The following is a 16,459-nucleotide window of genomic DNA, read 5'->3' as shown; positions in this document are numbered from 1 at the left end:
ATGACAACAGTTCCAGGTAGTGAATTTATAACCTCTGGGTTGAACATGATTTCCCAGAGCTTACAGATTCCAGTTATAATATTTTTAGTTATTTTCGCAATTTTTGCGGTAATTACTTTGGGAGGTCTCATATCTGAATACACTTCCCGAAGAAAGATTTCAGTTGATTCACTTGAAAAGATTATCTATTCGATTTCAAATGCTGGATCCTATGAAGAAATTCTAAACATAGTTAAGAATGCCAGAATATATGAATCCCAGAAGGTAATTCTGGTAAAGGTTTTACGTGCCAATGAATTGTCCAGCGAGGCCAGGCATACTTTGGCAAGAAAATTAATTGAAGCGGAAGAAAATAAGTTTACCAAAAAAATAGAAAAAACAGATATTGTAACTCGTATTGGTCCAACATTAGGATTGATGGGAACTTTAATACCGATGGGTCCGGGACTTGCCGCATTGGGTGCAGGAGATGTTAATACTCTTGCAAATGCGATTATTGTTGCATTTGATACTACTGTGGTCGGTATCGGTTCAGGTGCTGTTGCTTATGTTGTATCTAAAATAAGGCGCAGATGGTATGAGGAATATCTGTCAGATTTGGATGCCTTAACTGATGTAATCCTCGATAAATTAAATAATTAGGTGTTTTAATGGTTAGAAGGAAAAATAATAAGAGATTTTCTGAGGGTGAAGAGGACCCGATGGCCGGAACATCTAATCTTGTTGATGCGATGCTTGTTATTGCAGTAGGATTGCTGATATTTGTTGTGATAAGCTGGAATATGCAAAGTGTTGTCTTTCAGGATTCGCAAGATCAGCAAAAAGCTATTGAGGAATCTTCACCTGACGTGACTGAAGTTAGCGAAGGACAGGTTTTAAATGAAACCCCTGACACTTCCAATAGCTCAGGACAGGGATATATGGAAATGGGTAAAGTCTATAAAGACCCTTCAACGGGAAAATTGATAATGGTTGAAGGTTAATTTTTATCTAGCGATTTATTTAAAAAATCGCTGTATACTTTTTTTTACTTTTGATTTTATAGTTTTTTAAGTTAAATTTAATTTTGGTATTACTTTTTTACTTATTTTTCGAATTTAGTAATAAATTGGTTAGTTTTAAATATTCAATAATATATAGTAATAATTAAGGTTATAATTTTATTATTACCTTTAATAAATTTTTTAAAATTTATATTACAATTAAGGAGGAAATAATTTTGCAAATTAATAGAAAGAATTCGATATTATTGATTGCATTACTTTTAACATTATTGATATCTATTTCGTTTGTAAGCGCACAAGAATTAGATGATTCAAATAATGGCGAAGTAGCTATTGATAATGACGAATCTGTTGTAATTGAAAGTCAAGATGGGCCAGATGACCTATCTGGTGAAAGTAATAATGACGAACTAAAAGATTCAAGTCAAGTCGTCGAAACAATTCCTCAAGTTGATACGGGTGTTGTTTCAGGAGGAGTTGATTTAACTACATTTAATGGTAGAACTACAACTGGTAGTGTAGTTTATACAGTACCGGAAAATCAAACCAATCTTAAATCTGCAATAGTCGTTATAAATGTCTATTCTGGCAGTGGTAGTGAAAGTTATGGTCTTTATTCTAATGTCACATTAAACACAAATAATGGGCTGGAAGTTTTGGGATATGAAACATTAACATTCGATACAAATATCGCAAACGATCCAAATGTTTATTATGTAAATGACCACACTACCAAACAGTACTCCGACTATCAAATGATTTATGATATTACAGACAAGGTCAAAAACTTGAGCCCTGGAGATACCATCACTGTTGGTCTTGAAAACACTAAGATTCCAGACAAACAATTTGATGGTAGTATCAAGTTAATTGGGCTGTTTTATGCTTATGACGATGGAGACGAAGATAAATTTACTTATTGGCTACATTTAGGTCAGTTATGGAGATCTTCAAGTACTGGTAATTTTAATTTTGCAACTCAGAACTATGATGGTAGGAAAGATGGCATTTCTTTAAGAACAATCGCATTATCAAGTACACTTGCGGATTCTTATAAAATCAACAATGTTGAAATTGCCCCTACTACTGTAACTCCGGGTAGTTATTATTCTCAGGATATTAAATGGGACAATATCGCTTTTGCATTTGAATTGGGAAGCGATACCAATTTCTTATTTGAAAAAAGTTCCGGTTCCTATAAGACTAATCTTGCTCTTTTAGTTGCTAGTGAACAATATGAAGCTGAACCTTTAACAGAAGTTTATGTTAATTATGCTACCGGTTCTGATGATTATCCTGGAACAACTGCAGGAAATCCATTTAAAACAATTGAACATGCATTAAGCGTAATCGAACCAAATGGAATTATTCATTTAAGCGGTGTCAACTACTTGGATGGTATTGATGCTAATGGACTAACCATTGATAAAAACGTTTCTATTATAGGTATGGGTGATAATGCTGTAATCGATGCCGATAATAATGGTAGAATATTCAGTATTGGTGCCTACACTGTAAACTTCTCTAATATAGTATTCGCAAATGCTAATGTTGCCAGTGCTAGTGACAAACGTGGAGGAGCCTTATGGGTTAATGGAGCTACCTTAACAGTCGATAATTGTAAATTCATCAATAATACTGCAGGTGCAAGTTCATCCTACGGTGGAGCTATCAACTTAAAATCATCAACTGCAACCATAACAAATTCCTATTTCGATGGAAACTCTGCTTTTTACACCGGTGCCGCAATTAATGCTGAAAATAATAATATCTTATTAAATATTTCCAACACCGTATTTACTAATAATGAAGTTATAAATACCGGTTGGGCTACTGGAGGCGCCATTTGTTCATATGGAACTGTAATAATTGACAGATCCATGTTTTATGGAAATATATTGGCAAGCGGTAAAAATGGAAGAAGTATCAATCAATACACAACTGGAGCTTTAACCATAACCAATTCTATTTTACTTGATGGAGATCTCTCAGTTTATCATGCAACTCCTGCCAATGCCGTTTTAGCAAATAACTGGTGGGGAAACAATGATGCTAATAAGGCTACAACTCCTAAAGACTTAGGATACACAAATGCTGACGGATCATATTTATATCTTAACATGACAATGTATGCGACAGGTATGAATGTAGGAGATACTGCAACCGTTAACATTAACTTGCTTTCAAGTGATGGCAGCGAATTTGATATACCAGATCTCCCTGCAACCATTACAGCTACAGGCGGAACTGTCAGTGCTGAAAACATTAATCTTGTCAATGGTGCTGCTTCCCTTACATATACACTCACTGAAACTGAAAATAATGCTGTAACTGCTGATATTTTAGGATTTAAAGATACTGTATCATTATCTTCCGGAGATGTAGTTTCAACTGCAGTCGTTTATGTAAATGCAACTGGAGGTTCTGATTCAAATCCTGGAACTAGTTGGGATAAAGCTTTCAAAACAATTGAAAAAGCCGTAAGTGCTGTAGATGAAGACGGAACTATTTATGTTGCTGACGGTTTCTACACATTAGGCGATTCTGTCCCTGCAGCAGGTATTTCTATAGCTAAAAACATTGCTATCGTAGGTCAAAGTACAAATGCTGTAATTTCCGGTGAAAACACAAAAAGAATATTCACTATTGGTGTAGGTTATACATTAAACATTACCAAATTAACTTTAACCAATGGTAAAGGTTCTTACGGTGGTGCAATTCAGCTTGAAGACGGCGGAAATACAAATCCTGTCCGCCAAGGGTATTTAATCATCTCTGATTCTATTATTTCAAACTGTTATGCCGCTAATACTGGAGGAGCTATTGGAACAAATAGGGGAACTATTGATAACATTAATAATGTTACATTCATAGGCAATAGCGCTCCTACAGGTGGTGTTTTAGGTTCACAACAAAAAGGAACCATCACAATTGGGGATAATTGTAAATTCATAGAAAACACTGCTAACGGTCGTGGATCTGCCATTTATGCTCAAGGAAAAATAACCACAGGTAAAAACAATCTATTCTATGGAAATGTGGCAACCGGTAACTATGGTTATGGTACAGTAGGTGGTTATGGATTTGAAATAGGTCCTGCTAATGTATTCATTAATAACAAAGCAAAAACCGGCGGAGCATTATATCTGGGTGGAAACAGTTACTCAGGAACCGGTAGTTATTGTATATTCATCAATAACACAGATGATTCCGGCCATACAATCGGAAAACAAAATGCAAATCGTCCAGTAACCCTTAATAACTGTTATTGGGGAACAAACACTCCTAATTTCAGTACCTTGTCTAATGGAGCTATAACTTATACTAATTATTTGGTATTGGACATTACAGCACAAGGTAACGCTGTTGCCGGAGAACCTATTGTAATTAATGTTGATTTAACAAAACTTAATAATGGTGCAACTGCAGACATTGACTCACTTCCAACCACTCTTCCTTTAACATTCGCTGCTGTAAATGGTAATGTTAATCCTGTAGAGACCACTCTTGTAAACGGTATCGGAACAACCACATACACTCCTGCCGTAATGGGTGAAGGTTCCGTCACTGCTAATATTTATGCACCTGTTGGAACTTTAGACTTAAATGTCGCCCCTGAGGCTGGAACTGTATTTGTTAATTACAGTGGCGGTTTAGATACTAACGCTGGTGATAGTTGGGCTAATGCCGTAAAAACCATTGAACATGCGTTAAGCATTGTTGGAGAAGGTAAAACAATCTATATTGCAGAAGGTGTTAACTACTTGGATGCCGCTGATGTAAACGGTTTAACTATTGATAAAAACATTTCCATAATCGGTATTGGAAATGAAGTAGTTATTGATGCGAATAATAACGGAAGAATATTTTATATTAATGGATTAACTGTTAATTTCTCTAATTTAGTATTTACTAATGCAAATGTTGCCAGCGCTACTGATAAACGTGGAGGAGCAATATGGGCAAGTAATGCAATTTTAAATATTGATAATTGTCAATTTATAAATAACACTGCAGGCCATTCCAGCAGTTATGGTGGAGCCATTAACTTAAAATCATCAACTGCAACAATAGCAGATTCATCTTTCAGCGAAAACTCCGCATTCTATGGTGGTGGAGCCATCAACGCTGAAAACGGCAATGTTTTATTAGACATTTCAAATTGTATTTTCACTGAAAACACTGTCCTAAACAATGGATGGTCCACTGGAGGAGCTATCTGCTCATACGGTACTGTTATTATTGACCGTTCCATATTCTATAATAACAGATTAACCGATAGAAACAGAAATGGTGAATCAATCAATCAATATGACGGCAGTTTAACAATCACCAACTCCATTTTGTTAGGTGAAGACAGCTTATATGTCAAAACTCCAAGTGAAGCCACAGTTGAAAATAACTGGTGGGGAAATAATGACACTACCAAAGACACAAATCCTAAAGATTTAGGATTCACAAATGCAAATGTCGAATCTTATTTAGTATTGTCATCTACTTTAAGTCAAGAAACTGTTTATGCCGGCGATTTAGTGACTATCACAACTACATTAAATAATAATGTAGTCCAATTGCCTGTAATATTTGATGCTATTTTAGGTAAAATAACTCCTAATGAAACAGCTATAACTAATAGTGTTGTATCTACTTATAATGCTACTACCCTTGGTGATGAAGTAATTACCGTAGATGTACTTGGCGTTAAAAACGAAATTAAATTTACAGTAAAAGAAACATTGCCTGAAGTGGAAATTACTAATGTAAAAACTCCATGGAACGATGGAATATACCCTGCAGTCAACAATACCTTCACTATCACTTTAAATAGTGCTGAAGTTGATAGTGTTGAAGGATTAGTTCTTGAAGTTTATTCAAATGAAACTGGCGAATTGATTGCTAGTTATCCAATCGAATCATTAATCAGCGGATCTTCAACAATTGCTGTAACAGATCCTACAATCCGTCCGTTGACCGAACAGACCGTATGGCCTGCTGCAAGCAATAATAAAATTAAATTCACCTTTAATTTAATGAGAGGTGCAGATTTAGTTTCAACACGCAGTGTTGATAAGATACTTGCATATAATGGATATTTAAATAAGACATATGCATATGGTGGTCATGACAATATCATAAACAGGAATTTCACAGTTACTGGAGATATCATCATTGCTACACAAGATGAAAGCGTTTACATGGATCAATATTCTAGATTCAGAAATGAAACCTGGAACATTGTAACACCTGAAGATGCAGAAAATATCAGGGCATTCTTATACTTCAACTATAACTGGGACACTTCATTCTTCCCTAATGGATGGACTTTAATATTCAATGATGTTGAAATAACTTCCGATTATATCTCTTTTGAAAGAGATAGAGGTAACCTCGGTGGTTGGGGTGCATATGACTATGGTCTTCTAGTATTTGATGTAAGTGAGTATTATAAGGCAAATGAGGAAAATTATTTCTCCATTGAGAAAACAGGCAACTGTGCATTATATCCATCTACCTTGTATGTATTATATGATATGCCAAATAGCCACGTAACCAAAGAAGTTTACTTCAGCGATATTTGTGACGTATTTTATCCAAATTATAACATGGAAGGTTTTGATGACAAAATTAAATTTGTAGTAGATTATAATGGATTGAATTTAGAAAATATGACTGAAGCAACCTGGTATGTATTCACTGGTTCCTCTTCAATGTATAATAATCTTTTATTCAATGATAAGGAAGTAGAAAATGCATTCATAGGACGTACTTCTAACAGTTGTTATGCTTTAGAATTAGATGTAACTGACAGTATTTCTGAAAACAATAGGGTATGGTTTGTTTCAACCACCAGATCTTCAACTACTGTTGCTTATGAACAAGTCTTAGTTGTTACTAAAATGGAAACAGTGGAAACTTCTATAGAAATCACTTCAATCCAAGGTAACGGTACTATTTCAGGAATTTTAAAAGATAATGCTGGTTTAGGTTTAGCTGGTCAAACCATCAAATTAACTGTTGATGGTGCAGACTTTGCAACTGCCGTAACTAATGATGCTGGTGAATTTACAATAATCGGTAAAAACGGTGTAAACAACATAATTTTCGAAGCTAACGGTGAATTTTTAGCTTCAAGCAAATCAATCACTTTAAGTGATATTGCTTCAGATGAAGAAACCAACAAAACAATTTCTGATTTAGAGGTACAATTGGCTGAGGCTCAGGCTAATGCTACTGCTTTGGCTGATGAGCTTGCTGATGCAAAGGCTAATTTGACTGTTGCAAATGAAACTATTGCCGGTTTGGAAAGTGATCTTGCTGTAGCAAATGAAAAAGTTGCTAATTTAACTGCTCAATTAGCAGATATTACTGCTCAATTGGATAATAAAACTTCTAAAGTTGCTGATTTGACTGCTCAATTGGCTGAGGCTCAGGCTAATGCTACTGCTTTGGCTGATGAGCTTGCTGATGTTAAATCTAATTTAACTGCCGCGGAAGCTGAAATTGCTACATTGGAAGGTCAACTTGCTGATGCTCAACAACAAGTCACTGATTTGACTGCTCAATTGGCTAATGCTAACAGTAACATTACTAATTTAACTGAACAATTGGCTAATACAAATGCTCAATTGGCTGAGGCTCAGGCTAATGCTACTAGTTTGGCTAGTGAACTTGCTGATGCTAAGTCTAATTTAACTGCTGCGGAAGCTAAAGTTGCTGATTTAACTGCTCAATTGGCTGAGGCTCAAGCTAATGTGACTGCTGCGGAAGCTAAAGTTGCTGATTTAACTGCTCAATTGGCAAATGTTACTGCTCAATTGGAAGAAGCTCAAAAACAAATTCAGAACATGACTTCTGAATTAATTCCTACAAATATTGCGGTTAGTGCTTTGAAAATCAAAGCTTTAAACAGTGGAAACTTCCAAGTTACATTAACAGATAGTAAAGGTAATGTTTTAGCTAATAAAACAGTATCCATTATTATTAATGGCGTAACCAAAAAAGTGACCACTGATGATAAGGGTATTGCAAAATTGTCAGTCAAATACTCAACTGCAGGCACTTACAATGTTGTAGTCACATTTATGGGTGATAAAACATATGCAGCTACTGTAGCAACCGGTAAAATTACTGTAACTAAAAAGGCTACAAAAATCACCGCTCCTAAAAAGAAATTTAAAGTTAAAAAGAAAACCAAAAAAGTTAAAATAACTTTAAAATCTGAAGGAAAAGCTTTGGCTAAAAAGAAAGTTACTCTAACTGTCAAAGGTAAAACTTTCAAAGCTAAAACCAATTCAAAAGGTGTAGCTACCATTAAAGTTAAACTCAATAAACGAGGAACTTTTAAGTACAAGGTTAAATTTGCTGGTGATGGAGCTTACAAAGCAGTCAGTAAAAAAGGTAAAATTGTAATCAAAAAATAGAGATTAATTTCTCTATTTTTATCTATTTTTTTAAAATTTGCTCATTTTTTCAAACTTTTTGGAAAAACTTATATTATTATTTTTAATAAATATATTATCTGAATAATAAAATATTATTAAAAATTATTAAGGTAAAGACAATGTTTAATAAAAAATTTTTGCTGATTATTTTAACACTAATTATCATCGTTAATGCAGGTATTGTCTTTGCTGAAGACACTAATGATTTAAATCAAACCTGTAGTGATTCGGATATATTATCTATTGATGATAAGAGTGTTGACTTGCAGGAAGTTGAATCGTCTTCTGATGATGGAAAATTAGCTGGTTCTAATGAGGATATTTTAAAGGATACTGTCATAAGCGATGACATCCCTCTTGTTGAGAAGGGTGTTGTTTCAGGAGGTGTGGATCTAACAGCGACACACCCATGGGGACCTAGTGACAGTGTCAATGGTAATCGTGGAGGAATAACTTATTTAATACCGTCAGAAGCTACTGACATTAAGTTTGCATATGTTTATGTTAATGTTTATGCGGGAACTGCACAACCAACTTATGATATAATTGCAAATACTACTATAACCACTGTTAATGCCACTTCCACTCATTCAGAATATTTGTGGTATCCAAGTGGGGTAACTGATGGCACAAGATTTGTTTTGAATGATTATATAGACAAAGTCTATTCTGATTATATGATCTTTTATAATATAACGGACATGGTTCAAGGATTGAATGGGACTTCAGTGTCTGTTGATGTTCTTTCCCTGCCTGGAAACAGACAATTCGACGGCAGGATTAAATTGGTATCTCTAATTCTTGCATATGATGACGGTGATGATGATGAGGTATTCTACCAGTTTAATGCAGGTCAAGCATGGACAGATGCCAAGACCGGTGTTTCTTTTGATGCCGGCGAATTTGAACTTGGGGAAAATGGTAAAGCAACTCTTACAAATATTGGACTTTCAAGCAATGATGCGTTTTATGAGTTGAATGGTATGCCTCTAATTTCTCAGGAGGATTATGGGGATGTTTATATTGATGGAAGCTATTACCAATATCATGAATGGGATTTGACTGAATTGTTTGACTCTGAGTTGTATTTGGAATGCACAGCCAGTTCTTCCGGATGGGCTTCATTTAAAGAGGCCATGTCCCTTTTGGTCGTTGACAACAGTTATTATTCTAGAGAGTCTGTCGGCGGTGAGGAACTCTCATTCAGAACAGAGTATTCATCAGGAACAACTCCAATCATCCTTGTTTATGCAGGTACCAACAATACAGTAACCGCTTCCGTTAAAGTGAATAATGCAGGAAATTATAACCTTAAGTTATTGGCTGATGGTGTGGAAGTGGACAGCGTCAACGTTAATTTGCAAAAATTGGTGGCTACAACCGTTCATCTCACTGACCCTACAATCAGGGCTGTTGACAAAAACACTGATTATAAGGCAAATCATGATAAAACTAATTACACTTTATTATTGTATTATGATGGAGAAATGGTCAATTCGTTTTCCAGTCTAATTCCTATTCTTTACAATGGTCTTTTAAGTAAAGATTTTGCATATGAAACAGGTTATGACATTCCATTCTCATACAATGCTTCAATCACTGGGGATATTGTAGTTAAGGTTAAAGAAGAGACCTCTTACTTGGATAGAAAGGATTTAAACAGAACCGATGTTTGGAATCTGGAATTGCCTAGCGGGTCTAATCTCGTTAAGGCATTTATTTATGTTCCTTATAATTACTATATTCCAAATTATCTCAATAACATTACAGAAAATGAAAATCTGATTGAGGCCACATTCAACGGAAACAAATTGAACGTATGCGGATATTATAGGGATCAATCCAATATTCTTCATGCATTTACAACTGAATATCCTTATGCAGTATATGGATATGGTGTTTTCATTTATGATGTGACTGAATATCTTAGAAATGGTGATAATACATTGTTCCTCAAGAAATTTGACGAATATCCTGCATTAAATCCAAGTACTTTAATATATATGTATAACAAGACCGGTAGCGATACCTTAAAATTTATTTACATCGATAATACTGCGGATATTCTTGAAAATTCTTATAATGTAGCCAATAGGCCAGTCGAATTGAATACCAGATTCAATGTCAGTTCTGAATTGGTTCAATCTGCTGACTTTTACGTTTTTGCTGCAACAGATGATTCCGGAGACGATGCATACATTGTTTTTAATGGTGAAAGAACCAAATGGACAATTGAAGGCAGGCAAACCTCTTTGAAAAAGTTAGATATTAAAAGAACAGTTAAGGATATCAACAATGTCACTGTTGGCGCTTATTCAAATGTGCCTGGCTACAGACTCTTTGCATTGCAGCAAATAATGGTGTTGACTAAAAAAATACAGACTTCCGTTTCTTCAATAAACACTGAATATGATAATGTTGCCTTTGCGGGCACTTCTAACAAAGTATACGTTGAAATTAAAAACACAAGAAGTGGCGAATTTACAATTCATCTCTATGCTGATGGCGCATTCATAGGTTCACAAGACATTGTTCTAAATGGTAAAAGCACTATAATATCATTTGTAGACCCAACCATCAGGCCTATTGATGCAAATACAGTTTATGGTGGGGACAATGATAAAGTCAACTACACTGCTGAAATAATATTCAATGGAGAAAAGATTGGTTCATATTCAATTAGTGCTCCGATATTATATGATGGTTACTTGGGAAAAGATTTCTCTTATCCTTCAAATGCATTTAATCCTTTCTTTAATGGAACAATAACTGGGGATATTGTTATTGATGTCAAGGATTACACTTCCTATCTTGATAATTACGGCACTTCCAGAGCTGATGTGTGGGAGGTAACTCTACCTGCCAATTCCAACTTTGTAAAAGCATTAATTTATGTTCCTTATAGTTATTTCAATCCTTATGAAGGTTTAAATGAAGATTTAAACATGTTTTCAACAAGATTCAATGATGTTGAAATAAATCCTATTTTATTGTACAGGGATCAAATCAACTTTGGAAGCGAGGCAGATTATGGATACGGAGTATTGGTTTATGATGTAAGCCAATCAATTAAGGAGGGTTCCAATTCATTTGCTTTAAATAAGAAATCAAATATTCCATTTGTTTATCCGTCAACCTTAATTTACATGTACAATACAACTGGAAGCAAAACCATCAAGGAAGTTTACATTTCAAATGATGCTGATTTACTTTCTTTCACTGACTTCAATGAATTAAATAGGGAATCTAAAGTAAATTCAGTATTTAATGTTAATTCAAGTGGAAAAATGGACGCTAAACTATATCTCTTTGCTGCAGGAGCTCAAAAAGGCGAAGGTAATGTTATTTTCAATAATCAATTAAATGAAGACGTATGGGATGGAAATACCAATTCCACTAATCTGTATGCATTAGATATCACCAATTCAATTGCGGATACCAATTTGATTTCTTTTGTTTCAACAAACTCTTATTTATTGGCATTACAACAGATTATTGTAATCACTAAAGAAGCTCCTGGGGATAGTGGGGATGAGGTAATGAAAGCTACTGTAATTCCAACAGCAGTATCAACCACATATGGTTCCGGCAAAACCTTTGGTATCAAGGTTTTGGATGCTAATAAAAATCCTGTTGCTAATTTAAAACTAACAGTTAAAATTTTCACTGGCAGTAAATATGTAACCAAAACTTTGAAAACTAATGCTAAAGGTATTGCAACATTCACTGGAGCATCCACATTAGATATTGGTAATCATAAAGTTGAAATTACTTCAGCAAATGCTGAATACAGCATTTCAAAAACTGTTTCTTCAATTAAAGTTTCTAAAGCAAATACAATCGTTTCTGCTAAAAAATTAACTGCTAATTATAAAAAATCTAAATACTTTACAGTCACTGTTAAAAACAAGGCAACAAAAAAAGTAGTTAAGGGCATCATTGTTAAGGTTAAGGTTTTCACAGGTAAGAAGGCCAAAACTTATAAAATTAAAACAAATGCTAAAGGTATTGCTAAATTAAATACTAAAAAACTAAAAATTGGCAAACATAAAGTTGTGATTTCATCCGGAAACAATAAATATGCAATTAATAAAAAATCTACAATTAAAATTAAAAAATAGGGATTAATTTCTCTATTTTTCCATTTCTTTTTTCAAAACATTTTCAAGAAATTGCTAAAATATTTTTACTATCCAAACCAAAAATATTTTTATGAAAATCTTTGGAATTTGCGCAAGTCCAAGAAATGATACAACTCATTATGTGTTGACACATGCTTTGGACATACTGAAAAGCCATGATTTTGAAACTGAAATGTTTACCTGTCAGGCAAAGGACATCAAGCCCTGCATGCATTGCGACTACTGCCTGGAAAACAAGAAATGCATCATACAGGATGATATGGGAGAAGTCTATGAAAATCTTCAAAGTTCAGATGGAATCATTCTTGCAACTCCGGTCCAGTCAGGATCCGTTTCAGCAAACATGTCAATCATCATGGACAGGACAAGAGCTCTTGAGGCCATAGACTATAACATTTTAAGGGGAAAAATAGGAATGAGCATTGCCGTTGGTGGTGACCGCACAGGAGGACAGGATTTCGCCCACATGACAAATATTTCTTACTTCATGATACATGGCATAATCCCTGTCAGCGGTGGACCTTTCGGTTCAAATTTAGGCGCTTCCTTCTGGTCACAGGACTCCCTTGATGAAATAAAGAATGATACTTACGGCATGGAGTCATTGGACAGGACTTTGGTGGAATTTGAAAATTTCTTAAATAAATACATTTAAATATAATAATCAAGTTAAAATAGATTAAAAAACTTTTTTTAAGGTTATGTTATGGCAAATAAGTTAGTGAGGGGCAGTCTGATAATTTTCATCGGAAATATAATTTTCCGTATTGGAGGATATGTATATCGTTTTTTAATGGCTACCCTTTTAGGCCCATCCGCTTTTGGTATTTTGAATATTACCATGTCAAATCAGGGTATTTTCCAGACTTTGGCTTCAGGAGGTCTTCCTCCTGCGATATCCAAATATATTGCGGAATATGAGGCTGTAAATGACCATAATATGGCCAGACAGATAATCTACACTTCCCTGAAGATGATGGTATTTCTGGGACTGTTTTTGGGATTTCTGATGATTTTCGTCATAGGTCCGCTTATGGCAGTTTTTCTAAAGAAACCTGAAACCATGGTTCCCCTCCAGATTATAGGATGCATCACTCCATTCAGTGTTGTTCTGGGTGCATTTAGAGGGGCGTTCCAGGGTGTCTATAAGATGGAGTATATTGTTTATACCCGTGCCGTAGAGCAGATGTTCATGATTCTGTTTGCAACAGCATTTGTCCTTATCGGATTGTCCGCCGTCGGTGCAGTATGGGGTACCGTAATCGGTTATGCCCTTGCAGCATTGTCTGCAGTGTATATCTTCAAGGTTTACATGCCTAAATATATCCCCGAGTACACTGACGATTTTGTCTTTACGCATAAGGACGAGCTGAAGCTTGGAATCAAATTGGTCAAGTTTGCGATTCCTGTAATCATAACCGCAATTGCTGAAATGCTTATCTTCAACATCTGTACCATTGTGATGGGTAAGTTCCTGACACTTGCTGAGGTCGGATTCTTCGGTGCTGCAGATCCTATTGCACGGTTGCCGCTGATGATTTCCATTTCCGTTGCAACCACAATCCTGCCGGCATCTTCAGAGGCATTCAAGCTTCATGATGTCAAGGCTCTTCAGAAGTATGTCGAGCAATCCTATAAGATTTCCCTATTGTTCGTAATCCCGATGTGCATTGGTCTTGCCCTGTTTGCAGTTCCTATTCTGCAGCTTTTCTACTTTAAGAGTCCTTCTTATGTCAATGGTGCTTCCGCTTTGGCGTTGCTGTCTATTGGAATGGCATTCTATTCTATTTTTGCCATATCAACCAGTATTGTCCAGGGTGTAGGCAATCCTAGAATCCCGATGTATATTTTGGTGTTCGGTTCAATCGTGACTGGTGTCCTTTCCTGGGTCTTGGCTCCGATTCTGGGAATTGCAGGTGGAGCGACCGCTACAACAATCGCATGTTTCATGATGATGGTTCCATGTGTTTACTTTGCATTAAAATTAACTGAGACCAGGCCTCCAACATTATCCGTCATTAAGGTTATGGCTGCAACTGCCATCATGGGCATTTTCGGTTATTTCATTCCTAAGACAACCTTAATGTTGTTCCCTGGAATTATCCTGTGCATGATAGTTTACTTCTTTGCGCTGATTTTGGTTAAATTCTTCGCTAAAGAGGATATTGATACCTTGAGAGGATATTCTTCGAAATTAGGCCCTTTAGCCAAATTCATAAATAAGTTGTTAAACCTTGTTGAAAAATTGGAATTCAGAAATTAATAACGAAAACCTATTTAAATACAATTCGATAAAAATAGTATTATTATATTTCGGGGGATTTATAATGACTGATGTTAGTGCAGGTGTTGAATATAAAATTAATGTAGACGGCAACTCTTTTTTGCTTGACAGTAAAAAATACAATTTGCTGGTATCTATTTTAGAGACAGGTTCTCTGACAGCAGCTGCTAAGGAGATTAATGTTTCTTACAGGACTGCTTTGAATTATATTGATAAAATAGAGTCCACTCTTGATGTCAAGGTAGTGAGCACTACCAAAGGCGGAAAAGGTGGTGGTGGAGGAACTTCTTTGACTGAGGAAGGATACTCCATTTTAAAGGAATGTAAAAAGATCAATGCTATCATGGAGCTTCACAAGGATGTCAATGAAATCGAAGCCACAATTGTTGATATCAATGATGCCAAAGGCGTAATGACCATCAAGAATGATGAGTTCGAAATCAATGCTCCGCTGAACAGGAATTATAAAATCGGTGATGAGATATTGGCTTTGATCAGTTACGATAACATCTTTTTGATGCTGGAACCTCAAACCTCAAGCATTCGTAATATCCTAAAAGGACAAATAGTTGAAATGAGGCTTGAAGGCGAAATAATCCGCGTCAAGATCAATGTAGGTGGAGTTACATTGTGCAGTGATATTACAGTGTCTGCGGAAAAAGAATTAAGTTTAAACATAGGAAAGGAAGTTTATATAGGATTTAAAGCTATGTCTGTAGCTACTTTAAAGTTATAAGGTGATATTATGCCATTGCAGATTTTAGTTGATGAAGATAAATGTATTGGATGTGGAAATTGTGCTGAGATTTGTCCCAAATCTGCTAAAATTTGGAAAGTTGGCAGAGTTGCACGTATATTGGATTTAAGATATTGTCATGTTTGTACACTATGTGCCATGGAATGCCCTACAGACTGCATTAAAATTATACGTCCCGGCGAAGATGCCTAAATTATTGAAGCTAAAATTAATTATTTTGTAGGTTAGATTATGACTAGAATTTCAAATGTTTCAAGGAAAACATCAGAAACCGATATTGCAATAAGTATGAATTTGGATGGTGAAGGCAAATACGACATCGATACAGGCGTCAACTTTTTCAACCACATGCTGGAATCGTTTTCCAAACATTCAATGATAGATTTGGAAGTTAAGGCTTCCGGTGATATTGAAATAGACGACCACCACACAGTAGAGGATGTTGGAATCCTTTTGGGCGAAGCGTTTCTTGAAGCAATTGGCGATAAGAAAGGCATAAAAAGGATGGCACATGCCATAGTTCCTATGGATGAATCAGTTTCAACAGTTGCAATCGATATAAGCGGACGCAGCTACTGCAACATGAGCCTTGATTTTAAGAATGAAAAGATAGGGGACATGACCTGTGATGTCATAATTCACTTTTTCGAATCATTCTCATCCAGCGCAAAATTGAATATTTATGGAACTGTTGAAGGTGCAAACGACCACCACAAGGCCGAAGCTGTCTTCAAAGCGTTTGCAAAAGCTCTCAAAGAGGCAATTAAAATAGAGCACGACCAGATTCCATCTACTAAAGGAGTATTATAATCATAATACTTTTCTTTTTT

General features: G+C 35.4%; 9 protein-coding genes. All 9 read left to right on the top strand.

Annotated features, from left to right (window positions below; all coding sequences use genetic code 11):
- The 9 genes from E7Z79_RS03460 (at position 1) to hisB (ending at position 16,439) form a co-directional block, all read left to right on the top strand.
- Positions 1-642 carry a MotA/TolQ/ExbB proton channel family protein gene (locus E7Z79_RS03460; RefSeq protein ID WP_303738584.1) on the top strand — a complete coding sequence of 214 codons (642 nt, stop codon included), beginning with the start codon at positions 1-3 and terminating at the stop codon, positions 640-642.
- Between the two features lie 8 nt (positions 643-650).
- The gene (locus tag E7Z79_RS03455; RefSeq protein WP_303738583.1) at positions 651-983 is read left to right on the top strand and encodes a DUF2149 domain-containing protein; all 333 of its coding nucleotides are present in this window, start codon (positions 651-653) and stop codon (positions 981-983) included.
- A 236-nt stretch (positions 984-1,219) separates the two neighbouring features.
- The gene (locus tag E7Z79_RS03450) at positions 1,220-8,425 is read left to right on the top strand and encodes a DUF3344 domain-containing protein (RefSeq protein ID WP_303738582.1); all 7,206 of its coding nucleotides are present in this window, start codon (positions 1,220-1,222) and stop codon (positions 8,423-8,425) included.
- 140 nt (positions 8,426-8,565) lie between these two features.
- A complete protein-coding gene (locus tag E7Z79_RS03445) occupies positions 8,566-12,567 on the top strand; it encodes a DUF3344 domain-containing protein (RefSeq protein WP_303738581.1) in 4,002 nt (1,333 codons plus the stop codon).
- Positions 12,568-12,658: 91 nt separating this feature from the next.
- The gene (locus E7Z79_RS03440; protein ID WP_303738580.1) at positions 12,659-13,243 is read left to right on the top strand and encodes a flavodoxin family protein; all 585 of its coding nucleotides are present in this window, start codon (positions 12,659-12,661) and stop codon (positions 13,241-13,243) included.
- A gap of 51 nt (positions 13,244-13,294) precedes the next feature.
- Positions 13,295-14,851: a flippase gene (locus E7Z79_RS03435; RefSeq protein ID WP_303738579.1), complete on the top strand. Its 1,557-nt coding sequence runs from the start codon at positions 13,295-13,297 to the stop codon at positions 14,849-14,851.
- 64 nt (positions 14,852-14,915) lie between these two features.
- On the top strand, positions 14,916-15,608 hold the full coding sequence (locus E7Z79_RS03430) for a TOBE domain-containing protein (protein WP_303738578.1): 693 nt from the start codon (positions 14,916-14,918) through the stop codon (positions 15,606-15,608).
- A gap of 9 nt (positions 15,609-15,617) precedes the next feature.
- On the top strand, positions 15,618-15,821 hold the full coding sequence (locus E7Z79_RS03425; RefSeq protein WP_292600098.1) for a 4Fe-4S binding protein: 204 nt from the start codon (positions 15,618-15,620) through the stop codon (positions 15,819-15,821).
- Positions 15,822-15,860: 39 nt separating this feature from the next.
- On the top strand, positions 15,861-16,439 hold the full coding sequence (hisB, locus tag E7Z79_RS03420; RefSeq protein ID WP_303738577.1) for an imidazoleglycerol-phosphate dehydratase HisB: 579 nt from the start codon (positions 15,861-15,863) through the stop codon (positions 16,437-16,439).
- The last annotated feature ends 20 nt before the right edge of the window (positions 16,440-16,459 follow it).

The organism is Methanobrevibacter thaueri (assembly GCF_015062905.1).
GTDB lineage: Archaea > Methanobacteriota > Methanobacteria > Methanobacteriales > Methanobacteriaceae > Methanocatella > Methanocatella thaueri_A.
This window is presented reverse-complemented; position numbering and strand designations above follow the sequence as displayed.